Origin of the sequence: Pseudomonas sp. MONT-RG-20F-20-E-7-02 (assembly GCF_022662395.1) — a bacterium.
Lineage (GTDB): Bacteria > Pseudomonadota > Gammaproteobacteria > Pseudomonadales > Pseudomonadaceae > Aquipseudomonas.
Genome location: NZ_JAKNQN010000001.1, coordinates 119,679 through 141,546, shown reverse-complemented (window position 1 = coordinate 141,546; position 21,868 = coordinate 119,679). Strand labels below are relative to the sequence as shown.

The 21,868-nt window shown below is 59.2% G+C and carries 24 protein-coding genes, 1 tRNA gene and 1 pseudogene; 18 read left to right on the top strand and 8 right to left on the bottom strand.

Annotated elements, in window-relative coordinates; translation table 11 throughout:
• Nucleotides 1–74: 74 nt before the first annotated feature.
• Genes prpC through L8I05_RS00695 form a run of 3 tightly spaced genes read right to left on the bottom strand, consistent with a single transcriptional unit; the run spans nucleotide 75 to nucleotide 2,846 of the window.
• Nucleotides 75–1,202: a 2-methylcitrate synthase gene (gene prpC, locus L8I05_RS00705; protein WP_177018717.1), complete on the bottom strand. Its 1,128-nt coding sequence runs from the start codon at nucleotides 1,200–1,202 to the stop codon at nucleotides 75–77.
• 40 nt (nucleotides 1,203–1,242) lie between these two features.
• Nucleotides 1,243–2,136: a methylisocitrate lyase gene (prpB, locus tag L8I05_RS00700; RefSeq protein ID WP_021491517.1), complete on the bottom strand. Its 894-nt coding sequence runs from the start codon at nucleotides 2,134–2,136 to the stop codon at nucleotides 1,243–1,245.
• On the bottom strand, nucleotides 2,133–2,846 hold the full coding sequence (locus tag L8I05_RS00695; RefSeq protein ID WP_159958965.1) for a GntR family transcriptional regulator: 714 nt from the start codon (nucleotides 2,844–2,846) through the stop codon (nucleotides 2,133–2,135). Before L8I05_RS00695 ends, prpB begins: the two co-directional genes overlap by 4 nt.
• 272 nt (nucleotides 2,847–3,118) lie before the next feature.
• Between L8I05_RS00695 and L8I05_RS00690 the strand changes: the two genes are divergently transcribed.
• The 6 genes from L8I05_RS00690 to L8I05_RS00665 all read left to right on the top strand — a co-directional run bounded on the left by L8I05_RS00690 (nucleotide 3,119) and on the right by L8I05_RS00665 (nucleotide 8,562).
• On the top strand, nucleotides 3,119–3,655 hold the full coding sequence (locus L8I05_RS00690) for an ATP-dependent zinc protease (RefSeq protein WP_159958967.1): 537 nt from the start codon (nucleotides 3,119–3,121) through the stop codon (nucleotides 3,653–3,655).
• 5 nt (nucleotides 3,656–3,660) lie between these two features.
• Nucleotides 3,661–5,193, top strand: coding sequence for an inactive transglutaminase family protein (locus tag L8I05_RS00685; protein ID WP_159958969.1), 1,533 nt, complete (start codon nucleotides 3,661–3,663; stop codon nucleotides 5,191–5,193).
• Nucleotides 5,193–6,179, top strand: a complete 987-nt coding sequence (locus L8I05_RS00680; RefSeq protein ID WP_242166851.1) for an alpha-L-glutamate ligase-like protein — start codon at nucleotides 5,193–5,195, stop codon at nucleotides 6,177–6,179. Before L8I05_RS00685 ends, L8I05_RS00680 begins: the two co-directional genes overlap by 1 nt.
• A gap of 156 nt (nucleotides 6,180–6,335) precedes the next feature.
• Complete coding sequence (gene pabB / locus L8I05_RS00675) at nucleotides 6,336–7,679, top strand: aminodeoxychorismate synthase component I (RefSeq protein WP_242166850.1); 1,344 nt, start codon at nucleotides 6,336–6,338, stop codon at nucleotides 7,677–7,679.
• Nucleotides 7,680–7,903: 224 nt separating this feature from the next.
• Nucleotides 7,904–8,206, top strand: coding sequence for a type II toxin-antitoxin system HigB family toxin (locus L8I05_RS00670; protein WP_242166849.1), 303 nt, complete (start codon nucleotides 7,904–7,906; stop codon nucleotides 8,204–8,206).
• Nucleotides 8,206–8,562 (top strand): transcriptional regulator, encoded by a 357-nt coding sequence (locus tag L8I05_RS00665; protein WP_242166848.1) that lies wholly within the window; start codon nucleotides 8,206–8,208, stop codon nucleotides 8,560–8,562. Before L8I05_RS00670 ends, L8I05_RS00665 begins: the two co-directional genes overlap by 1 nt.
• 128 nt (nucleotides 8,563–8,690) lie before the next feature.
• On the opposite strand, the gene thrH is transcribed toward L8I05_RS00665, so the two are convergent.
• Complete coding sequence (gene thrH, locus L8I05_RS00660; RefSeq protein WP_242166847.1) at nucleotides 8,691–9,308, bottom strand: bifunctional phosphoserine phosphatase/homoserine phosphotransferase ThrH; 618 nt, start codon at nucleotides 9,306–9,308, stop codon at nucleotides 8,691–8,693.
• 150 nt (nucleotides 9,309–9,458) lie between these two features.
• Between thrH and L8I05_RS00655 the strand changes: the two genes are divergently transcribed.
• The 3 genes from L8I05_RS00655 (at nucleotide 9,459) to L8I05_RS00645 (ending at nucleotide 12,947) form a co-directional block, all read left to right on the top strand.
• Nucleotides 9,459–10,193: a phosphoadenylyl-sulfate reductase gene (locus L8I05_RS00655; protein ID WP_159958981.1), complete on the top strand. Its 735-nt coding sequence runs from the start codon at nucleotides 9,459–9,461 to the stop codon at nucleotides 10,191–10,193.
• Nucleotides 10,194–10,663: 470 nt separating this feature from the next.
• Nucleotides 10,664–12,193 carry an NCS1 family nucleobase:cation symporter-1 gene (locus L8I05_RS00650; RefSeq protein WP_242166846.1) on the top strand — a complete coding sequence of 510 codons (1,530 nt, stop codon included), beginning with the start codon at nucleotides 10,664–10,666 and terminating at the stop codon, nucleotides 12,191–12,193.
• A 13-nt stretch (nucleotides 12,194–12,206) separates the two neighbouring features.
• On the top strand, nucleotides 12,207–12,947 hold the full coding sequence (locus tag L8I05_RS00645) for an aspartate/glutamate racemase family protein (protein WP_242166844.1): 741 nt from the start codon (nucleotides 12,207–12,209) through the stop codon (nucleotides 12,945–12,947).
• Here L8I05_RS00645 and L8I05_RS00640 read toward each other — a convergent pair.
• Entirely contained in the window at nucleotides 12,922–13,857 is a 936-nt protein-coding gene (locus tag L8I05_RS00640; RefSeq protein WP_242166842.1) for a LysR family transcriptional regulator, read from the bottom strand. The two genes, L8I05_RS00645 and L8I05_RS00640, sit on opposite strands and share 26 nt — an antisense overlap.
• Before the next feature lie 106 nt (nucleotides 13,858–13,963).
• Here L8I05_RS00640 and L8I05_RS00635 point away from each other — a divergent pair, with 106 nt between their 5' ends.
• Entirely contained in the window at nucleotides 13,964–14,710 is a 747-nt protein-coding gene (locus L8I05_RS00635) for a 3-oxoacyl-ACP reductase family protein (protein WP_242166840.1), read from the top strand.
• Between the two features lie 110 nt (nucleotides 14,711–14,820).
• Here the strand turns inward: L8I05_RS00635 and L8I05_RS00630 are convergent, their stop codons facing one another.
• A complete protein-coding gene (locus L8I05_RS00630; RefSeq protein ID WP_242166838.1) occupies nucleotides 14,821–15,510 on the bottom strand; it encodes an HAD-IA family hydrolase in 690 nt (229 codons plus the stop codon).
• A 312-nt stretch (nucleotides 15,511–15,822) separates the two neighbouring features.
• On the opposite strand from L8I05_RS00630, the gene L8I05_RS00625 reads away from it, so the two are divergent.
• Entirely contained in the window at nucleotides 15,823–16,149 is a 327-nt protein-coding gene (locus L8I05_RS00625) for a helix-turn-helix transcriptional regulator (protein WP_159958992.1), read from the top strand.
• A 105-nt stretch (nucleotides 16,150–16,254) separates the two neighbouring features.
• Nucleotides 16,255–16,611 (top strand): DUF2784 domain-containing protein, encoded by a 357-nt coding sequence (locus L8I05_RS00620; protein ID WP_242166836.1) that lies wholly within the window; start codon nucleotides 16,255–16,257, stop codon nucleotides 16,609–16,611.
• On the opposite strand, the gene L8I05_RS00615 is transcribed toward L8I05_RS00620, so the two are convergent.
• Nucleotides 16,598–17,566 carry an NAD(P)H-binding protein gene (locus L8I05_RS00615; RefSeq protein ID WP_242166834.1) on the bottom strand — a complete coding sequence of 323 codons (969 nt, stop codon included), beginning with the start codon at nucleotides 17,564–17,566 and terminating at the stop codon, nucleotides 16,598–16,600. The two genes, L8I05_RS00620 and L8I05_RS00615, sit on opposite strands and share 14 nt — an antisense overlap.
• Nucleotides 17,567–17,658: 92 nt before the next feature.
• Between L8I05_RS00615 and L8I05_RS00610 the strand changes: the two genes are divergently transcribed.
• The 6 genes and pseudogenes from L8I05_RS00610 (at nucleotide 17,659) to L8I05_RS00585 (ending at nucleotide 21,176) form a co-directional block, all read left to right on the top strand.
• A complete protein-coding gene (locus tag L8I05_RS00610; RefSeq protein WP_242166832.1) occupies nucleotides 17,659–18,543 on the top strand; it encodes a LysR family transcriptional regulator in 885 nt (294 codons plus the stop codon).
• Nucleotides 18,544–18,597: 54 nt separating this feature from the next.
• Nucleotides 18,598–19,176, top strand: a complete 579-nt coding sequence (locus L8I05_RS00605; RefSeq protein ID WP_177018702.1) for a DUF4337 domain-containing protein — start codon at nucleotides 18,598–18,600, stop codon at nucleotides 19,174–19,176.
• Nucleotides 19,177–19,397: 221 nt separating this feature from the next.
• A pseudogene (locus L8I05_RS00600) lies at nucleotides 19,398–19,575 on the top strand ((Fe-S)-binding protein); the annotation flags it as partial.
• 9 nt (nucleotides 19,576–19,584) lie between these two features.
• A complete protein-coding gene (locus tag L8I05_RS00595; RefSeq protein ID WP_242166830.1) occupies nucleotides 19,585–19,938 on the top strand; it encodes a gamma-glutamylcyclotransferase family protein in 354 nt (117 codons plus the stop codon).
• 399 nt (nucleotides 19,939–20,337) lie between these two features.
• On the top strand, nucleotides 20,338–20,607 hold the full coding sequence (locus L8I05_RS00590; protein ID WP_159959002.1) for a short-chain dehydrogenase: 270 nt from the start codon (nucleotides 20,338–20,340) through the stop codon (nucleotides 20,605–20,607).
• A gap of 191 nt (nucleotides 20,608–20,798) precedes the next feature.
• Nucleotides 20,799–21,176 (top strand): c-type cytochrome, encoded by a 378-nt coding sequence (locus L8I05_RS00585; RefSeq protein WP_242166828.1) that lies wholly within the window; start codon nucleotides 20,799–20,801, stop codon nucleotides 21,174–21,176.
• A 273-nt stretch (nucleotides 21,177–21,449) separates the two neighbouring features.
• Here the strand turns inward: L8I05_RS00585 and L8I05_RS00580 are convergent.
• Nucleotides 21,450–21,539 (bottom strand) — tRNA-Ser (locus tag L8I05_RS00580).
• Nucleotides 21,540–21,868 lie beyond the last annotated feature (329 nt).

The following is a 21,868-nucleotide window of genomic DNA, read 5'->3' as shown; positions in this document are numbered from 1 at the left end:
CACAGGGCGAACTGTCGGCACTGGCCCGGCTCCCACAGGAAAGCACATTGGCCAGTGTGCTCAGCTCATCCCACTCAGCGACGTTCGATTGGCACGAACTTGCGCTGTTCTACGCCGATGTACTCGGCGCTTGGACGGATGATGCGGTTGTTGGCGCGCTGCTCGAACACATGCGCGGCCCAGCCTGTAAGCCGCGAGCAAACGAAGATTGGCGTGAACAATTTGGTCGGAATACCCATGAAGTGGTACGCCGAGGCATGGTAGAAGTCGGCGTTGGGGAACAGCTTCTTCTGTTCCCACATGGTCTTGTCGATGGCTTCCGAGACCGGGAACAGCACCTTGTCGCCCACTTCATCAGCGAGTTTTTTCGACCAGCCCTTGATCACTTCATTACGCGGGTCGCTGTCTTTGTAGATCGCGTGGCCGAAGCCCATGATCTTGTCTTTGCGCGCCAGCATGCCAAGGGTGCCTTCGACGGCTTCCTCGGCCGAGCCGAAACGCTCGATCATTTCCATCGCCGCTTCGTTGGCACCGCCGTGCAGCGGGCCGCGCAGGGAGCCGATGGCAGCGGTGACGCAGGAATACAGATCCGACAGGGTCGAGGCGCACACGCGGGCGGTGAAGGTCGACGCGTTGAATTCGTGCTCGGCGTAGAGGATCAGCGACACGTTCATGACTTTTTCGTGCAGCGCGCTCGGCTTTTTGCCATGCAGCAGGTGCAGGAAGTGGCCGCCGATGCTTGGCTCGTCGGTCACGCAGTCGATGCGCTTGCCGTCGTGGCTGAAGCGATACCAGTAGCACATGATCGCCGGGAACGCGGCGAGCAGGCGGTCGGTCACGTCGCGCTGCACGGAGAAGTCTTTCTCCGGCTCGATGTTGCCCAGAAACGAGCAACCGGTGCGCATCACGTCCATCGGGTGGGCGTCGGCAGGGATGCGCTCCAGCACTTCTTTCAGCGCCTGGGGCAGGTCGCGCAGCTTGCCGAGTTTGGCGGTGTAGGCGGCCAGTTCGGCTTGGGTTGGCAGCTCGCCGTACAGCAGCAGGTAGGCGACTTCTTCAAATTGCGCATCGGCGGCCAGTTCGCGCACGTCGTAGCCGCGGTAGGTCAAGCCGGCACCGGCCTGGCCCACGGTGGACAGTGCGGTCTGCCCGGCCACCTGGCCACGCAGGCCGGCGCCACTGAGTACTTTTGCTTCAGCCATGTTCGTTCTCCAATCTTGAATTTATTAGGGAGCCACAGGGTTACTTTTTGGCGGCAAACAGCGCGTCGAGCTTCTGCTCGAAGGTGTGGTAGTCGATGCGATCGTAAAGCTCCATGCGGGTTTGCATGGTGTCGATCACGTTCTGCTGGGTGCCGTCGCGACGAATCGCGGTGTAGACGTTCTCGGCGGCCTTGTTCATGGCGCGGAAGGCCGAGAGCGGGTACAGCACGATGGAAACATCGGCAGATTTCAACTGTTCGGTGGTGTACAGCGGCGTCGCGCCGAATTCAGTGATGTTGGCCAGGATCGGCGCTTTCACACGGGAGGCAAACAGCTTGTACATCTCCAGCTCAGTGATGGCTTCCGGGAAGACCATGTCGGCGCCGGCTTCGATACAGGCGGCGGCGCGTTCCAGCGCCGACTCCAACCCTTCGACCGCCAGGGCGTCGGTGCGCGCCATGATCACAAAGCTGTCATCGGTGCGTGCATCCACGGCGGCCTTGATGCGGTCGACCATTTCCTGCTGGGACACGATTTCCTTGTTCGGGCGATGGCCGCAGCGCTTGGCGCCGACCTGGTCTTCGATATGGATGGCGGCGGCGCCGAACTTGATCATCGACTTGACCGTGCGCGCCACGTTGAAGGCCGAGGAACCGAAACCGGTGTCGACGTCCACCAGCAGCGGCAGGTCGCACACGTCGGTGATGCGGCGCACGTCGGTCAACACGTCATCCAGGCCGGTGATGCCCAGGTCCGGCACGCCCAGAGAGCCCGCCGCGACGCCGCCACCCGACAGGTAGATCGCCTTGAACCCGGCGCGCTTGGCCAGCAGTGCGTGGTTGGCGTTGATCGCACCGACCACCTGCAACGGGTGTTCGCTGGCGACGGCGTCACGGAAACGCTGGCCGGGTGTCGTTTTATTGTTCGAACTCATGACTCACCTCGTGATTGGGGAGCGCCGTCCGGGAAGTGACGGGCAATGTTGCGTTTGGACGCGCCGATATGCCGGCGCATCAACAATTCGGCCAGTTCACCGTCACGCTCGGCGATCGCGTCAAGAATGCGGTGATGCTCGGCAAAGGCCTGGCGTGGACGATTGGGGGTCGCGGAGAACTGGATGCGGTACATGCGCACCAATTGGTACAGCTCGCCGCAGAGCATTTGGGTCAGGGTGCGATTACCGGCGCCTTGAATTATCCGGTAATGAAAATCGAAGTCGCCTTCCTGCTGGTAGTAGCCGAGGCCGGCCTGGAACGCTTCGTCACGTTCATGGGTGTGCAACACCTGGCGCAGTTCTTCGATTTCGGCGTCGGTCATGCGCTCGGCGGCCAAACGGCAGGCCATGCCTTCAAGAGACTCGCGGATTTCATAGAGTTCAATCAGCTCGGCATGGCTCAAGGACACGACCCGAGCGCCAACGTGGGGCACGCGCACCAGCAGGCGCTGGCCTTCGAGGCGGTGGATCGCTTCGCGCAGCGGGCCACGGCTGATGCCATAGGTGCGCGCCAGTTCCGGCTCGGAAATCTTGCTGCCGGGGGCGATCTCGCCCTTGACGATGGCGGCCTGGATACGCCGGAAGACGTTCTCCGACATTGTCTGGGAATCGTCTGACGGCGCCAGGGAGGCTTCCGCTTGATCGAGCATATTGTCGACACCTTTAAAAGCAATGCCGCAAAAACTAGCCAATCAGCCCTTAATAGTCAAAGAATAAATCCACATTGTCGACAATCTTCTAATAACCCCTTCTGCACGTTCTCGGGGCATGGCCGCCTGCCAGCGCTGGCGCCAAAAAAGCATCATGTTAGAATGCCCGCCGCATTTGCCTGACATCATTTGATGAAACGGCGCACGAGGGAGCTTGCGCAGCAATGCCAGTCGCCTTGAATTAAACATCGCACTGCACCGCCTCAGGATCTATGAGACTCAAGCCCTTCCTTTTAATGTGTTGCCTTATGTGCTTACCGGGCCTTGGCGTTGCCGCCGAGAAGACCGTGTATGGCCTGAATGAATACGCAAAACTTGCCGGCATTGACCTGGAAGTGGCAGCCAAACTCGACACTGGCGCCAAGACCGCCTCGTTGAGCGCCCGCGACATCAAGCGCTTCAAGCGCAACGGTGAATCCTGGGTACGCTTTTACCTGGCCATCGACACCGCCCATTCCCACCCCATCGAACGCCCTCTGGCCCGCGTCAGCAAGATCAAGCGCCGCGCCGGTGACTACGACCCCGATGAGGACAAGAACTACACCGCCCGCCCAGTGATTGCACTGGACATCTGCATGGGCACCGCTTTACGCAGCATCGAAGTGAACTTGACTGACCGCAGCGCATTCCAATACCCGCTGCTGATCGGCTCCGAAGCGCTGAAACGCTTTGATGCGCTGGTCGACCCCAGTCTTAAATACGCAGCGGGCAAACCTGCCTGCGCCGCTGACGCTCCTACCGCCGAGTAAACCGAATGCGCTCTTTGACCCTGCACCTGAAAATCCTGATCACCATCCTGGTGGTGTTGGGTATTTCGGTCACCGCCTACCAGATTTTCGTGCTGGGGATTCCCGTCACCGAGGACGCCACCGACGACCTGTGGAACATCGACGCCAAGGTCGAGTTCGTCGCCAACCCCAAGGACCCGGTGAAAATTTCGATGTTCGTGCCGCCCCTGAGCCGCGACTTCGTCAGCCTCAATGAAAGTTTCATCTCCAATAACTACGGCGTGAGCGTCAACCGCACCGATGGCAACCGCAAGGTCACCTGGTCGGCCCGCCGCGCCAAGGGTAACCAGACACTGTATTACCGCCTGGTGCTGACCAAGCGTTACAGCGGCGAAAAGGTCAAGGTCAAAGGCCCGACCTTCCGCGACAGCATCGCCGTGGAAGGCCCGGAAAAAATCGCCGCCGAAGCCTTGCTGGCGCCGATCCGCCAGCACTCGGCGGACGTCGAGACGTTTATTACCGAAGCGATCAAGCGCACCAATAACCTCAACGACGACAATGTGAAGCTGCTGCTGGCGGGCGACCCGTCGACGCCGCACAAGGCCAAAATCGTTGAGTTATTGCTGTCCATCGCCCATGTGCCGGTGGAAAAAGTCCACACCATCCGCCTGGTGGCCGATCAGCCGCAAACTCCGGAGCTGTGGCTGCGCAGCTTCAATGGCAATGACTGGTTGTACTTCAACCCGGAAACCGGCGAGCAAGGCCTGCCGGCCGACCGCCTGCTGTGGTGGACCGGCGATGAAAACCTGATCACGGTGGATGGCGGCAAAAAAGCCATGGTGACGTTCAGCCTGAACAACAGCGAAATGAACGCGATTCGCCTGGCCAAGCTGACCGACGAAAACACCGACGCCAACTTTCTCGAATATTCGTTGTACGGCCTGCCACTGCAAACCCAGCAGACCTTCATGATCATGGTGATGATCCCGATTGGCGTGCTGGTGATCCTGATCCTGCGCAACCTGATCGGCCTGCAAACCTTGGGCACCTTCACCCCGGTGCTGATCGCCCTGGCCTTCCGCGAGACGCAGCTGGGCTTCGGGATTGTGCTGTTCACCATTATTACCGCGCTGGGCTTGTCGCTCAGGTCCTACCTGGAACACTTGAAGCTGCAGATGCTACCGAGGCTCTCGGTGGTGCTGACCTTCGTGGTGGTGCTGATTGCGGCCATCAGCCTGTTCAGCCACAAGCTGGGCCTGGAGCGCGGGCTGTCGGTGGCGCTGTTCCCGATGGTGATCCTGACCATGACCATCGAACGCCTGTCGATCACCTGGGAAGAACGCGGCGCCAACCACGCGCTGAAAGTGGCGATTGGTACGCTGTTCGCCGCTTCGCTGGCGCACATCATCATGAGCGTGCCGGAGCTGATCTACTTTGTGTTCACCTTCCCGGCGATCCTGCTGATCCTGGTGGGCTTCATGCTGGCCATGGGGCGTTATCGCGGCTACCGCCTGACCGAGCTGGTGCGTTTCAAGGCTTTCCTCAAGGCTGATTCGTAATGTTCGGCTTCTGGAAAACCTGGAAGGCCCTCGAAGCGCGGGGGATCATGGGCATCAACCGGCGTAACGCCGACTACGTGCTCAAGTACAACAAGCGCAGCCTGTACCCGATTGTGGATGACAAGATCATCACCAAGGAGCGGGCGATGGCGGCCGGCATTCACGTGCCGGAAATGTACGGGATCATTTCCACCGAGAAGGAAATCGACAAGCTCGACGACATCATCGGTGGGCGCAGCGACTTCGTGATCAAGCCGGCCCAGGGCGCCGGCGGCGACGGCATCCTGGTGGTCGCCGACCGGTTTGAAGGGCGCTATCGCACGGTGTCCGGCAAGATCATCAGCCATGAAGAAATCGAGCACCAGATCTCCAGCATCCTCACTGGCCTGTATTCCCTGGGCGGCCACCGCGACCGCGCGCTGATCGAATACCGCGTGGTGCCCGACCAGATCTTCAAGAGCATCAGTTACGAAGGCGTGCCGGATATTCGCATCATCGTGCTGATGGGCTACCCGGTGATGGCCATGCTGCGCTTGCCGACGCGCCAGTCCGGCGGCAAGGCCAACCTGCACCAGGGCGCGATTGGCGTGGGTGTCGACCTGGCTACCGGCCTGACATTGCGCGGCACTTGGCTGAACAACATCATCACCAAACACCCCGACACCACCAACGCGGTAGACGGCGTGCAACTGCCCAACTGGGACGGTTTCATGACGTTGGCCGCCAGCTGTTATGAGCTGTGCGGGCTGGGTTACATCGGCGTGGACATGGTGCTGGACCAGGAAAAAGGCCCGTTGATCCTCGAGCTGAACGCGCGGCCGGGGCTGAATATTCAGATTGCCAACGACTGCGGCCTGACGTTGCGTACCCATGCGGTGGAAGCGCGGTTGGAGGAGCTGAAGGCTGCGGGCGTGACGGAAACGCCGGAAGAGCGGGTGAAGTTTGTGCAGGAGATGTTTGGGCATATTCCTGCGGTGGAAGGTTGATATCAGTCCGCCTGTGACGCAGAGCGTCACGGTATGCATTCCCACGCGGAGCGTGGGAACGATCAGTAGCGACTAATCACCGAACATCCCCTCTAGGAGCAAATCCTACAGGGGACTACAATCCCCTCCCCCGCGCCATTAGCTGATCCACCCCGCATGTCGACCTGTTCCGTACACCCGCTGCCCTACCGGGCCAACCCCGCCGACTATTTCGCAGCGATTCGCCATGCCCCCGGCGCGGTGCTGCTCGACAGCGGCCGCCCGGCTGCCGAGCGTGGGCGTTATGACCTGCTCAGTGCCTGGCCGCTGGAAACGCTGACGGTACGGCCTGACGAAAGCGGTGGTGATTTCCTGCAGCGCTTGCGCGAAAACCTGACGCAGCTGGGTGAGGCGGCATTACCCGCCGGTTTGGAACTGCCCTTTGCCGGCGGCTTGATCGGTTACCTGAGCTACGATTTCGGCCGGCATCTGGAACGCATGCCGCATTTGGCGGTGGATGACCTGCACCTGCCGGATGCACGCTTCGGGCTGTATGCCTGGGCGCTGATCAGCGATCATCAGGCGCGCACCAGTCAGTTGGTTTTTCATCCGGCGCTGGCCGCCAGCGAACGGCAACGCCTGATCGACCTGTTCAGCCTGCCTGCCTCTGAAGCATCGGCTAGCTTCGCGCTTCGCGGCCCAATGGCGCCGGACCTCAGCGCCGAGGCTTACCGCCAGGCCATCTTGCGCATCCAGGACTACATCCAGGCCGGTGACTGCTACCAGGTCAACTTTGCCCAGCGCTTTCGCGCGCCGTGCATCGGTGATCCATGGGTGGCCTACTGCGCCCTGCGCGAGGCCTGCCCGACGCCGTTTTCCGGGTTCCAGAGCCTGCCGAATGAAGGCGCGGTGCTGAGCCTGTCGCCGGAGCGCTTTGTACACATCAGCCAGCGCCGCGTCGAAACCCGCCCCATCAAAGGCACCCGCCCGCGGGGTTTGACGCCCGCAGAAGATGCAGCCAACGCCGCCGAACTGCTGGCCAGCGCCAAGGATCGCGCCGAAAACCTGATGATCGTCGACCTGTTGCGCAACGACCTTGGCCGCACCTGCCGCACCGGTTCGGTAAAAGTGCCGGAGTTGTTCAGCCTCGAAAGCTACCCCAACGTGCACCATCTGGTGAGCAGCGTCACCGGTGAGTTGGCCGACGACAAAGACGCCCTCGACCTGATCGCCGGCAGCTTCCCTGGCGGCTCCATTACTGGCGCGCCGAAGATTCGTGCGATGCAGATCATCGATGAGCTGGAGCCGACCCGTCGCGGGCTGTACTGCGGCTCGCTGATGTACCTGGACGTGCGCGGCGAGATGGACAGTTCCATCGCGATTCGCAGCTTGTTGGTGAAGGACGGGCAGGTGTGCTGCTGGGGCGGCGGCGGGATCGTGGCGGATTCGCAGTGGGAGGCGGAGTATCAGGAGTCGCTGACCAAAGTGCGGGTGTTGTTACAAACCCTGGAAAGCCTGTAGCGCCTGGCGCTGCGTGGCTTTCGGACGTTAAAGCCCCGGTCAGAAAAAGCCTGAATCAGAACGGTCGTGGACGGACTACCGGCTGGGCGATAGCGTCCGGCTGACCGTCCACCGCCGACTGTGAAGGATCACATGAAACGACTGCCAACTCGTCAGAAATTATTTCCGCGATTGCATATCCATCGAGCCGCACCTAATATCTCCCGAAATGGGAGGTGGCAGCAATGCGGATAATCGCGCTCTCCACCTTCCGAATATTCTGGGAAAGCCATCCCGCTTATTGCGATGCAAAAACGCCGCTGGTCGAGCTGTATCGGCATATGGAAAAGACCACGTATTCAACGCCACAAGCACTCAAGGCAGCGCTCAGAACAGCGAGCATTCTCAAAGGCGGCAGGGTTGTATTCAACGTGGGCGGCAACAAGTATCGAGTGATCATGGCGATCGATTATCAGCGACAGCTGGGGTTCATACGTTTCGTGGGAACCCACGCGCACTACGACCGGATCAACGCGGAGACCGTGTAATGAACATAAGACCTATTCATTCCCAGGAAGACCTGACTGCGGCGCTCGCACGCGTCGAGCAGCTATGGGGCGCGGAGATTGGCTCACCAGAAGGTGACGAGCTGGAAATCCTCGCCGTACTTATTGAGAAGTATGAGGCGGAACATTATCCAATGCCGCCTTCGGACCCGGTGGAAGCGATTAAATTTCGCATGGAGCAGTTAGGCATGACCGCCCGTGACCTTGAGCCGTTTATAGGCACGAGCGGGCGGGTTTCTGAAGTGCTGAATCACAAGCGCAAGCTGAGCCTGGCGATGATCAAGCGTCTGCATGAAGGGTTGAGTATTCCTTATGAGCGGTTGCTGGCTGGGGCCTGACGGGAAATTGCAGTGGCTGTACTGGCCCCATCGCAGGCAAGCCAGCTCCCACAGGTTGAACGGTGTGAACCCGATCGAATGTGGGAGCTGGCTTGCCTGCGATGGGGCCAACAACAGCGCTGAGAAACTTACAGGCTCAACGCCCGATTCGACGCCTTGATGAACTCTTTTTTCAAATCCTCAAACGTATGCACCGCCGGGAACTGCGGGAATTCACGGATCACATTCTCCGGCGCATGGAACAGAATCCCACGGTCAGCTTCACCGAGCATGGTGGTGTCGTTGTAGGAATCGCCGGCGGCGATCACGCGGTAGTAGAGGGTTTTGAACGCCAGCACCGATTGGCGCTTGGGGTCTTTCTGACGCAGCTGATAGCTCACCACGCGGTCATTTTCGTCGGTAATCAGGCGGTGGCAGAGCAAGGTCGGGAAGCCCAGCTGGCGCATCAGCGGTTGGGAAAACTCGTAGAAGGTGTCTGACAGGATCACCACCTGGAAACGCTCGCGCAGCCAGTTGACGAACTCGACGGCGCCGACCAGTGGCTTGAGGGTGGCGATCACTTCCTGGATGTCGGCAAGCTTGAGCCCGTGTTCATCGAGGATGCGCAGGCGCTGCTTCATCAGCACGTCGTAGTCGGGAATGTCGCGGGTGGTGGCGCGCAGGGATTCAATACCGGTTTTTTCGGCGAAGGCGATCCAGATTTCCGGAACCAGCACCCCTTCCAGGTCGAGACAGGCAATTTCCACAAGACACTCCCATTAGATGTTGTTAGTTGAGCGAGCAAAAGGACTGCCGAACTCTAGCGACTCAAGCTGGCCGCCGCAACGCAGGGCGGATTTGATACCATCGCTTCCCTATAGAGCGCTCAGCGCCACTGACCTGTAGGAACCGTCCTGATGAACCAAGCCTTCGACGTCGTTGAACTCGCCACGACTTATGCCAACAAATCCGCCCAGGACATTCTCAAGCTGGCGTTCAGCCAGTTCGGTGATGATCTGTGGATTTCCTTCAGCGGTGCCGAGGACGTGGTACTGGTCGACATGGCCTGGAAGCTGAACAAGAACGTCAAGGTGTTCAGCCTCGACACCGGCCGCCTGCACCCGGAGACCTACCGGTTTATCGAGCAGGTGCGCGAGTTCTACAAGATCGACATCGAACTGATCTCGCCGGACCAGAGCAAGCTGGAGCCCTTCGTCAAGCAAAAGGGCCTGTTCAGTTTCTACAAGGATGGCCATGGCGAATGCTGCGGCGTGCGCAAGATCGAACCGCTGCGTCGCAAGCTGTCCGGCGTAAGTGCCTGGGCTACCGGCCAACGCCGTGACCAGAGCCCCGGCACCCGCAGCCAGGTGGCGGCGTTGGAAATCGATACGGCGTTCTCCACGCCGGAACGCACCCTGTACAAATTCAACCCGCTGGCGCAGATGACCAGCGAGGAAGTCTGGGGTTACATCCGCATGCTCGAGCTGCCGTATAACAGCCTGCATGAGCGCGGGTTTATCAGCATCGGCTGCGAGCCGTGCACCCGCCCGGTATTGCCGAACCAGCATGAGCGTGAAGGCCGCTGGTGGTGGGAGGAAGCCACGCAGAAGGAATGTGGGCTGCATGCTGGGAATATCATCAGCAAGGCCTGAGGTCTGTTGCAGTAAAAATGTGGGAGCGGGCTTGCCCGCGATGAGGGTGTGTCAGTCAATGAATGGTTGGCTGATAGACCGCATTCGCGAGCAAGCCCGCTCCCACATTTTGATTTGTGGGGGGGCACAAATTTTGTACACACCTATGTAACTATCGGTGCCATTTATGTGTGCAATTCATATTTTTACGCACCAAAACGTAACACCCATCCTCGTGTGCTGTTTGCCTTTCCGATAGAGCGCCTCCCCGTCCAAAAATAAATACCTGTTCAAACGGTCAATTTATATTGCTTTAAATTCAGCTAGTTATTTTATTCATCAGAAAAAACGAAATTACCCACAGTTTTTATAGATCGAAAACTGGCACGCATGTGGCTTAAGGTGAATTACGCTTTGTATACAATAAATACAAAACATACATACACTTTGCCATCTGCAACGCTCTTGCGGATGCGCCGGAGCCTGCCGGAATGCGTACAAGCCTCTCGAATAACATCGCACTGGATCTGCCCTCCTCCGCCCTGAACCCCGAGGCGCCAGGCCCCGGCCCGCTGGTACTCAGCCCGCGCCTGCATAACAGAGACCTGGCGCCCACCAAGGTCGAAGGCCGACGTTGGGGCCGCTACAGCATCTTTGCGCTGTGGACCAATGACGTGCACAACATCGCCAACTATTCATTTGCCATCGGCTTGTATGCGCTGGGACTTGGCGGCTGGCAGATTTTGATGTCGCTGGGCATCGGCGCGGCGCTGGTGTACTTCTTCATGAACTTGTCGGGGTTTATGGGCCAGAAGACCGGTGTGCCGTTCCCTGTTATCAGCCGCATCAGTTTCGGCATTCACGGTGCGCAGATTCCGGCGTTGATTCGCGCGGTGATTGCGATTGCCTGGTTTGGGATCCAGACCTACTTGGCTTCGGTGGTTTTTTGCGTGCTGTTGTCGGCGATTCACCCGGGCTTTGGCGACTATGACCACAACTCAATCCTCGGCCTGTCGACCCTGGGCTGGGCGTGTTTTGTGGCGATATGGTTTGTGCAACTGGTGATCCTAGCGTACGGCATGGAAATGGTGCGCCGCTATGAAGCATTCGCCGGGCCGGTGATCCTGGTAACGGTGGCGTCGCTGGCCGGCTGGATGTACTTCCAGGTTGGCGGCAATATTGCCTGGTCGATCCGCGAGCCGCTGAGTGGCGGTGAGATGTGGCGCAATATCTTTGCCGGTGGCGCGCTGTGGCTGACCATCTACGGCACGCTGATCCTCAATTTCTGCGACTTTGCTCGTTCCTCGCCCTGCCGCAAGACCATCCTGGTCGGCAACTTCTGGGGCTTGCCGGTGAACATCCTGGTGTTTGCCGCCATCACCGTGCTGCTCTGTGGCGGGCAGTTCCAGCTCAATGGCCGGGTGATCGAAAGCCCGACCGAAATCATCGCGGCCATCCCCAATACCTTCTTCCTCGTGCTGGGCTGCCTGGCGTTCCTGATCGTCACCGTGGCGGTGAACATCATGGCCAACTTCGTCGCACCCGCGTTTGTGCTGAGTAACCTGGCGCCCAAGTACCTGAATTTTCGCCGCGCCGGATTGATCAGCGCCACCCTGGCGGTGCTGATCCTGCCGTGGAACCTCTACAACAGCCCGCTGGTGATTGTGTATTTCCTCTCCGGCCTGGGCGCACTGCTGGGGCCGCTGTACGGGGTAATCATGGTCGATTACTGGCTGATTCGTAAAAGCCAGGTGGATGTCTTGCAGCTGTATAGCGAAGACCCCAATGGCGTTTATTACTACAGCCGTGGGGTTAATTTACGCGCGGTCGCGGCGTTCATTCCTGCGGCGGTGATCGCGATTCTGTTGGCGCTGCTGCCCGGCTTTGCCAGCGTCGCACCGTTTTCCTGGCTGTTTGGCGCCGGTATTGCAGGGCTGCTGTACCTGTTGATCGCCAAGCGTCAGCCGTTCTACGCCGATATCAGCGGCGAAAGCATTGCAGTCGATAACGTCAGTCACTAACCAAGGACATTCCATGCGCATCCTCGTGGTCAACGTCAACACTACCGAATCCATCACCGAAACCATCGCCCAACAAGCGCGGGCCGTGGCCGCACCCGGCACCGAGATCGTCGGGCTCACCCCGTACTTTGGCGCCGAGTCGGTGGAGGGCAATTTTGAGAGCTACCTGGCGGCCATTGCGGTGATGGACCGAGTGATGGCTTACGACCAGCCGTTTGATGCGGTAATCCAGGCTGGTTATGGCGAGCATGGCCGTGAAGGCTTGCAGGAATTGTTGAACGTGCCGGTAGTGGACATCACCGAAGCGGCAGCCAGCACAGCGATGTTTTTGGGGCATGCCTATTCGGTGGTGACTACGCTGGATCGTACCATGCCGCTGATCGAAGACCGGTTGAAACTTGCTGGCCTCTACCAGCGCTGTGCCTCGGTGCGCGCCAGTGGCATGGCCGTGCTGGAGCTGGAAGAGGATCCGCTGGCCGCCATGGAAGCGATCGTGCGCCAGGCGGAACTGGCCATCCGCGAGGACAAGGCCGAGGTGATCTGCCTCGGCTGCGGCGGCATGGCCGGGCTGGATGAGCAGATTCGCCAGCGTACGGGTGTCCCGGTGGTGGATGGGGTGACGGCGGCGGTGACAATTGCTGAGTCGCTGGTGCGGCTGGGGTTGTCGACGTCGAAGATCAGGACTTATGCGACGCCGCGGCCGAAGAAGGTTATTGGCTGGCCGCGGTCTACAGCCGTGCCTGAACCGCGCTGAATCGCTGGCCCCACCGCTGCTCGGCGAACTGCTCGATGATGAAATCCACAAACGCCCGGGTTTTGCCGGGCAGTAGTTTGTGTTCGGCGTAGTAGATAGAGATGTTGCCATCGTCGACGTACCACTCCGGCAACACCCTGACTACCGCGCCACTGTCGAGAAACGGCAGCGCCATCGGCATGCTCACCAGCGCAATACCCAGGCCTTGGGCGCTGGCGCAACAGGCGGCTTCGGAGTCGCTCATGGTCATGCCGGGCTTGAGCACCAACGGGCGTTGCTCACGCTCCGGGCCGGTAAGCTGCCAAGAGCGCACGCGGCCGGTTTGCGGAGAGCGGATCAGGATGCCCAGACACCGCGATAAATCTTCGGGCGCCTGCACCGGCAGGCGTCGCGCCAGGTATTCAGGGGACGCCACCAGCACCCGGTGCGCCGGCGTCAGCTTGCGCGCTACCACCCCCGGCGGCAGTTCAAAACCACCGCCGATAGCCGCATCGAAGCCCTGGCCAATCAAGTCGACCTGGCGGTTATCGAAATGCCAGTCCGGGCTGATATCCGGAAAGCGCCGCATAAACTCCCCCAGCAGCGGCACCACATAACGATTGCCGAACACCGTGCCCATGCTGACCTTGAGCGTGCCAACCGGCCGCCCTTCGGCGCTGGCAAGGTTGGCCACGGCGTTCTGGATGGTGGTGAGGCTACCGCTGACTTCGTCGAGGAACAGCTTGCCGGCCTCGGTCAGGGTCAGCCGGCGCGTGCTGCGCTGGAACAGCCGCACACCCAGGCGCGCTTCCAGCTTGGCAACGCTTTTACCTACCGCCGCCGGGGTCAGGCTGAAGTGCCGGGCTGCCTCGGCAAAGCTGCCGCCTTCGGCGCTGCGCACAAAGCATTCGATACTGCCAAAGCTTTCCATATCGCCCCACTCTTAACTTTTGGTTTACACAGACTATAGCAATCACGGTCTACCGGGCTGGCGGGGTGGGGTCGATACTCGACTCATCAACTACCTGGAGATCGACATGACCACACACAACCTCACTGGCAAAGTTGCCTTGATTCAAGGCGGTTCCCGCGGCATAGGCGCCGCCATCGTCAAGCGCCTGGCCGCAGAAGGCGCAGCCGTCGCCTTTACCTACGTCAGCTCGTCGGCAAAAGCCGAAGAATTGCAAAACAGCGTGATCGACGCAGGCGGCAAAGCCTTGGCCATTCAAGCCGACAGCGCGGATGCCACGGCGATTCGCAATGCGGTCAACGCCACCGTCGAAGCCTTTGGGCGCCTGGATATCCTGGTGAACAACGCCGGTGTATTGGCTATCGCGCCGCTGGAAGATTTCAAGCTGGAAGATTTTGACCAGACCTTGGCGATCAATGTGCGCAGCGTGTTTATCGCCAGCCAGGAAGCGGCAAAACATATGAGTAAAGGCGGCCGTGTGATCAACATCGGCAGCACCAATGCCGAGCGCATGCCGTTCGGCGGTGGTGGGCCGTATGCGATGAGCAAGGCGGCACTGGTGGGGTTGACCAAGGGTTTGGCGCGGGACCTTGGGCCACGGGGCATTACGATAAACAACGTGCAACCTGGGCCGGTGGACACGGATATGAACCCGGCGAACAGTGAATTTGCCGAGACGTTGATTGGGTTGATGGCGGTGGGGCGTTATGGGCAGGTGGAGGAGATTGCGAGTTTTGTGGCGTATCTGGCGGGGCCTGAGGCTGGGTATATCACTGGTGCAAGCTTGACCATTGATGGTGTTTTCAGCGCCTAAGGGTTCTGGAGAACAGCAAAACTCACTGTGGGAGCTGGCTTGCCTGCGATGGCGCTCTTGAGGACGCTATCGCAGGCAAGCCAGCTCCTACCTTTTTTGTCCCTGTTTATTCAGGGAAAAGGGGGTAGGCCGTAGGCGGCCAGGTCGAAGTCTGCGAGTTTGCGGATGATCTGGTCGGCGTGCGCGTACTTGCTGTCGGCCATGGCTTCATCCGGCACGGCGATGGCGGTCATGTGGGCGGCCTTCGCGGCGGTTACGCCGAACGGCGAATCTTCGAACACCAGGCAGTCTCCTGGCGCCACGCCCAGGCGGCGTGCGGCGGTGAGGAAGATGTCCGGCGCAGGCTTGGCGGCACCGACTTCCGGGTCATCAGCCGTCACGATGGTGCCGAACAGGCTAAACCATTCGCGGTGCAAGGTGGTCTTGTGGCCAAACGAATTGCGCGACGAACTGGTGCCCACCGCGATTGGAATGTTGTGCGCCTTCAAGTGCCGCACCAGCGCTTCGGCGCCGGGCATGCCCAGGGCCTTGGGGAACCGCTCGCTCATCAGCGGTTCACGAATTTCGAGAAATTCAGCCGGTGTAATCGGCAAGTCCAGTGCCTTGACCACGTAGTCGGCCAGGTCCTGGGCGCCACGGCCAATGATGTGTTGCTTGATGCCCCAGTCATAAGTGCGGCCGTAACGTTCGGCGATGATCTGCGTAACTTCGGTGTAGATGCCTTCAGTGTCCAGCAACAAGCCGTCCATATCGAAAATCACGGCCTTGATTGGACCGACTGCAGTACGCGGTGCATTCATCACAACAGAACCTTGGGAGAAGGACTAAAAGGATTCAGCACAATAGCGGCCCAGGTTGCCTGCAAGCAACCTTTGCGGCTCGGTATTGATAACCACACGGATCAACTACGCCAAGTCAGTGGTGGGCAAACGCGCGCGTCGTAACGTTTGCGAAGTAAGGCTTACATGCAGCAACAGCTTCGATCAGTTGGCCTCGGGAGACAGGCTAACGTTGGAAGGCACCCGGCTTAGTGTATTTGCAAAAAAGGCCGTAAAAACTTGTTAAAGCCTTATCAAAACATAAGCCTTAAATAAGGCTTAAGCAGGAAAAACATGATCAGTGCGTCCCCCCACATACAAGTCATCAATGACCTGGAAGGCAAGCCTGCATTTGTGGTTATCCCTTATGGGCAATACCTCGCACAGCAAGGCAGAAACCACCTTATTCCGTATCAAGTCGTAAGCCTGATTATCGATGGGGTCAGCCCCATCCGCGCCTGGCGCGAGCACCTGAACTTGACCCAGATAGAAGTCGCCAACCGCCTGGGAATTTCACAATCCGCTTTCGCCCAACAAGAAGCGGTGAACAAACCTCGCCGGGCAACGCGGGAAAAGATAGCCAAGGCGTTTGGCATTAAGGCCACTCAACTGGAGCTATAGCGTTACTCAGGAAAATCCGCGCCCTCATTTACCTCAGCCACACGTTAAAATCAGCTGGAAAACCACGGCGCCTGAAGCCGGCCAACCTTAAAAGCGAACCCACACATGCTCTATCGCGTCGCCGCCGACAGCCTGGTGCTGTTTCACCTGTGTTTCATCCTGTTCGTGCTGTTCGGCGGGCTGCTGGCGCTCAAATGGCGGCCGGTGATGTGGCTGCACCTGCCCGCTGCAGCCTGGGGTGTGGCCGTGGAAGTGTTCCACCTGCCCTGCCCGCTGACCCAATGGGAAAACCTGCTACGCCACCTCGCCGGGCAGGACGGTTATGGCGGTGGGTTTATCGAGCACTACATCCTCACACTGATCTACCCGGCCGGGCTGACCCCAAACATTCAATTGGTGCTCGGGGCGCTGGTGTTGCTGATCAATCTCGCGGTGTATGTACGCCTGATCAGGCGGTCGTAGGCAGGCAGCCCAGGTCGGCCAATGTGGCTTCCACCGCTTGTTCCAGCGGCGTGTGCGGTTCCCGCCCCAACGTCGCAACCAGTCGCCTGTTATCGAGTAACAGCGGTGTTTGCCACAGGTAACGCATCTCCTGCATCTCGCGGATAGTGACGACAAAGGGCGCCATCAATTTCATCAACCACCACGGGAAGCGACCTACGCGGGGTTGATGGCCCGTCCTACGCATTACCACACGCTGGATCGCCTGGGTCATCTGCCTGCCATCGGTGTCCACGTGCCCCGCCATATGAAAGCGCGCGAACGCATCAAGGTTTGCCCGCCGCTCAATCAACTCAAGCAGAGTGCGCGCCACATCCGGCAGGTACGCCCATTGATGTGCCACACCGGGAACGCCCGGATAACTCACGGCGCTTACCGGCTTGCCGGGCTTGACCAGCCCTTGGGCAAACCAGTTGTTAGCCACCCGAGCACCGAAAAAGTCCCCGGCGCGCACGATCAACACCCGCGCGCCCTGGCGGGAAGCCTGCTCCAAACGCTGCTCCAGCTGCACGCGGATCGCACCTTTGCGCGTTTGCGGGTGCTGCGGCGAGTCTTCGTGCAGCACAGGAAAGGCGTCCGGCCCGAAGTTGTAGACCGTACCGGGCAACACGATGGTCGCGCCCTCGGCGATGGCCGCCGCAATGCTGTTGTCGATCATCGGCAATACCAGCTCAGCCCAGTTGCGATAACCCGGCGGGTTGACCGCATGCACGATCACCGCGCAGCCACGGGCAGCAGCGAGCACATCTTGACGATTGAGCGCGTCGCCCTTAAGCCAGGACAAGGTCGAGTTCTCACGCCGGGCCTTGTCCACATCCCGGGTCAACGCACACACCTCCCAGCCCGACGCGCTCATCTGCCGCGCCACTTCGCCACCAATCCCGCCCGTAGCACCCAATACCAGAACCTTGCCCATGACCTTCTCCTACTGTGTTGGTGAAGCCATTTTGTGGGCGGCATCGCTATAGATAAATTGCCGAAGAGCATCCAGCCGCTATACATTTATGCATGGCAGCGAATATTGGTTGGGAGCTTTACCGGTCATTCCTCGGCGTACTGAAGGAAGGCTCGTTGTCGGGGGCCGCACGGCAGCTCGGCATCACACAGCCCACGGTCGGCCGGCACATTGCTGCGCTGGAAACGGCGCTGGGCGTGGTGCTGTTCACCCGCTCACCTACCGGGCTGTTGCCCACTGCCGTCGCTCATACGTTGCGCGCCCACGCCGAAACCATGGAACGCACCGCCGCCGCCCTCGAACGCGCGGCGTCCTCACAGGGCGATGAAGTGCGCGGCGTGGTGCGGGTCTCCGTCAGTGAAGTGGTCGGCGTGGAGGTGTTGCCGCCGATCATCACCGAACTGCGCCGCCAGCACCCGCACCTGCGCGTTGAATTGATCCTGACCAACCGCCTGAGCGACCTGCTGCAACTGGAAGCCGACATCGCCGTGCGCATGGTGCGCCCCAGCCAGGAACAACTGCTGGCGCGACGCGTCGGCTTGATTGAGGTGGGCCTGCATGCCCATGACGACTACCTGCAAGCACACGGCATCCCACTTCAAATGCAGGACTTGGTCAGCCACTCAGTGATCGGCTTCGACCAGGAAAACGCGTTTATCCGCAGCCTGGCCATCAAGGGCTTTGAACGCAGCGCCTTTGCCATCAGCAGCGACAGCGACTTGGCGCAATTGGCGCTGATCCGCGCGGGTGCCGGTATCGGCGGCTGCCAGGTGCAACTGGCCAAGCAGGACCCACGCCTGCGGCGGGTGCTGCCTGAAGGTTTCGCGTTCAAGATGGACACCTGGGTGACCATGCACGAAGACCTGCGCAACAGCCCGCGCTGCCGGGTGACCTTTGATGCGTTGGTCGTGGGTTTGCAGCGTTACGTACAGGCTTGAGACAGCTTCACTGGTAAAGAATCAGTCTCCCTCATTCCGTTCGTAGACGCCCCCATGTCCGAAGCCTTCGAAGTCCCCAGCCCCCACGAAAAACACATCGAACACACCACCGAACATGCCCACGGCCGCGGTGACAATTTCGCCAGCCGCATCGCCGTGATGACCGCACTGATGGCCACCCTCGGCGCCATGCTCAGCTACCAGGCCGGTTCCACCGAAAGCGAAGCGGCGATGGACAAAAACAACGCCGCCATCATCAAGACCGAAGCCGCCAACCAGTGGAACTACTACCAGGCCAAATCCAGCCGCCAGAACCTGGCGGAACTGGCCACGCACATTCCCGGCGTGGATGCCGCGCATTACAAGGATGAGATCGAACGCTACAAAGGCCAGAAGGAAGAAGTACGCAAGCAGGCCGAAAAGCTTGAGGCCACCTCCAAGGAATGGGATCAAAAATCCGAAGAAGCCCTGCACCAGCACCACCGCTGGGCCCAGGCGATGACCGCGATTCAGATCGCGATTTCGTTAGCGGCGATTACGTTGCTCACGCGCAAGGAATGGCTAAAACGCATGTCCTACACCGCCGGCGGCGTAGCCGTAGTACTGGGCACCCTGGCCTGGCTACACCTCTAACAAACGGAACACGATTAAAAATGTAGGAGCTGGCTTGCCTGCGATGGCGGCGGGTCAAGCAGCATTAATGTCTGCTGTGCCACCGCTATCGCAGGCAAGCCAGCTCCCACCTTCATTCTCCAGTGTTTTCAGGATTGGGCTCTCCGTCACCTCGCTATATAGTAAAACGCACAACGCCGTTCAACCCGAGGACATCCCGGTAACCGCATAACCCAAAGAAGCCCGAGCTGTACCGCTACGCCGAGAAACAGGCCATGGCTGGCGACTCAACCTCGACATCAAGGGCCACCGCATGGCGATTTCAAGCACTGCCCGAATGCCGGGCTGTGGACTCTGGAAATCCAGATTGCCCACCCGAGCAAGCCCTACGGCGCTTTTTACGAAGACTTACTCGCTTAAGGAATACCCATGCAACCCTCCACCCAATTTCCCGTGCTGCTGTTTTCCTACGGCACCTTGCAGGACAAGGCCGTGCAACTGGCCAACTTCGGCCGAGAGTTAGTCGGGCAGCACGACGCCATGCTCGGCTATTCGCAAGGCTGGGTAGAAATCACCGACCCCGAAGTACTGGCCACCAGCGGCAAGACCCACCACCCGATCGTTGCGCCGACCGAGGAAAAGGCCGCCAGCGTTGAAGGCATGGTCTTTCAGATCAACGAGCAGGAACTGGCAGCGGCGGATGCCTATGAAGTGTCGGACTACAAACGCGTGTCCGTGGCGCTGGCTTCGGGCCTGACTGCATGGGTGTACGTGCAGGCGTAATCCGACGGCATGCGCATGAGCATCTGTATGAGGCAACGGAACATGGGCATCGGCATTGAGGCTGGGGGATCGTGCGCTAGACAAATCAGTTTGAGCAACGTCCTACATCTCATTCAGAAGCTTCGGCCTGCCGCTTCAAAATCGCCAAGCCTATAGTCACGCGGTCGCCAATATGGCGAACGGGTTTGGCGACTCGACGATAAATCGAAAGAAACGTCCACGCGTATTTGCGGGATGCTTCTGCGCGCAATAAGCTGCTCAACGGTAGCTGTGCGCGGGAGACCTTCGGGTCTGCCGGTTTTTCCGATTGTCCCGGTTCGCCAACCTGCGTACAGCTGCCACCCTTTTGTTTGGCGACAAATGTGTGGTTGCTATCCTCTGACAACCGGAGTTCCACACATGAACCAATACATAGCACTTACCAGCAACGACAGCGCCACCCCAGCCCTTTTTATCGATACCACCGTGCCACTGGAAATACTCCTCGACGCCGCAAGTTGTCGGCTTCGGGCTGTCACCCAAGTTCTTGAGAACCTTGCACTACGTAGTGAAATAAGTAGTGATGCAGTTGTACTCAGCGACTTTGCCCTGCTCTGCTCAATCCCGTTGCGCGACGGCTGTGACCTACTGGATGTCATAGCGCGGCGGATGGACATGCCGCGCGTATGATCTAAGAACGCTCCGTTTTCAAACGCCACAACCCCCAGGTCTCTGCCGAAACCTGGGGTTTTGTTTGTCTCGTATTTGACGCCACGTCCCTCGCTTTAGAATTCAAGGGCTCGCCTATACACTGAGGTGTAATGGAACCTGCGGGATTCCCCTCGATTCAGCCCTGACTCAAACAACAAGCCCCTATAAAAATGAAAATAGTGTTCATCGCAACGCTGGGAATGTTAACGCTCATCCAAACACCCCTGTCCTTCGCGGAAAAAACCAATGGAAAAAACCTGTTCTTACAGCGATGCGTCATGTGCCACGGAGCTGATATCAAGGGAACAGGACCATTAGCGAACAAGAGCAACCCGCCGACACCTAATCTCACAACACCTGCCTTCAAGAAGCGCCTCAATGATTATCCAGGCGTTATCGTATCGTCGGTCATACTTCGCCCCAATGGAGACTTGATTCCAAGAACGTTGCGAGAGAATGGTGTGAAAGTACCGCCGCACGCTTGGACGATTAATGATCTGCGCGACTTAAATCAATACATGGTGGGTGTGATTTCAAAAAACAAATAATGCTGGCAGAGTTGCTGAAGTGCTCATCGCGGATTCGCAAGCATGTTTTCTTTGGTCTCTCCGTCGATGATGCTGCGGAGCAACTTAAATAGCGGCACGGCATCTGTTATCCCAGACGCAATAAGATTCTGGATGCTTCCCCGGCGGGCGCATCAATTCGGAATCGCCGGTGGCGTTCCCATGAATGTTCCCATATCGCCCTTTTTCCACACGCCAAAAACCACAAACCCCCGGCTTTCTCTAGGAAAACCGGGGGTTTGCGTTTGTAGAATGTGGCGGTGAAGGAGAGATTCGAACTCTCGATACAATTTCTTGTATACACACTTTCCAGGCGTGCTCCTTAAGCCACTCGGACACTTCACCGTATCTCGTCAAACCAGTTCAGTCTGTCGAGGCGCGCTAATGTAGTCGAAAGCCTTTCTGATGGCAAAGGTTTTTTTCAGAATTTTCATGCGGTTAGACGGTTATGCCGTAGCCCGCCCGGCAAGGGGCGGTGATTGTGCCATTCTCGGGCATCGGCGGTGTGTGTTTGGGATGGCCGCCGCGCCCTGCTTCGGGCCGTCCAACCTTGGGAATGCGGGAAAAGTCTGACTGGGTAGTCAGTCACGGCGCTTTACCGGGGCGGGCGTGGTGGGTAACGTCTGCGCATGCGCTTCTATAAACAGCCTATCTATAACAAATCCTACAAGGAA